This is a genomic window from Vibrio sp. 1401 (assembly GCF_033340295.1).
The window spans coordinates 1-752 of record NZ_JAWOWF010000303.1 but is presented as its reverse complement, the minus strand read 5'-3'; the positions used below and the strand labels follow the sequence as shown (position 1 = coordinate 752).

The window sequence follows — 752 nt, the reverse complement described above, 5'->3', positions numbered from 1 at the left end:
TGCGTACTTTATTTTGAGCAAGTTCGTTAGAGTTTCAGTCTTTGTGGTTATTGCTATGATCTATATAAGTATGCCAATGACGACGGAACTTCCGACAACAGTGGCTGCAGAAGTAACTCAACAACAGCCGCCAACCGAGGTTACTGCTAGCAAACAACCTCAAATAACGGAAATTAACGATGCAAGTCTCAACACGTTAGCTGCAGATTTCTTTTCTAAAGAAGCTTCCCGACGTGTGACATTCGATACCAGCAGCGCAATGGATGCTCCTTTTGATTTGTTGTTCTTGAGTATTTGTTCGGTCGCGTGGGATGACATCGAAATTGCAGGACTGGCCGATCATCCTCTGTTCAAAGAGTTTGACATCATGTTCGACAATTTTAGTTCCGCTACGTCATATAGCGGGCCTGCGGTCATTCGTCTGCTACGAGCCAATTGCGGTCAACAGGAACACAGTCAACTGTTCCAACCAGCACCTTCAAAACAGTGCTACTTGTTCGAAAGTTTGAAAGAGCTAGGCTTCAAAGAAAATTTACTGATGAACCACAATGGTGTCTTCGATAGCTTCCTTGAATTGATCAAGAAAGACGGTGACTTACAAGCGGCTCTTATGTCTCAAGAAGGTTTAGCTCCTTACCAAAAATCTTTTGATGGCTCTTCGATCTTCCGCGATAAGCAAGTACTGGATAACTGGTGGCAGCAAAGACTTAACAGTAGTGACGACAAAGTCGTGGCACTCTACAACTCAATTT

General features: G+C 43.6%; 1 protein-coding gene. It reads left to right on the top strand.

Features of this window, described 5'->3' with window-relative positions:
* A partial coding sequence (bcsG, locus tag R7Z77_RS25255; protein ID WP_318137033.1) for a cellulose biosynthesis protein BcsG occupies positions 1–752 on the top strand: 752 nt, incomplete at both ends.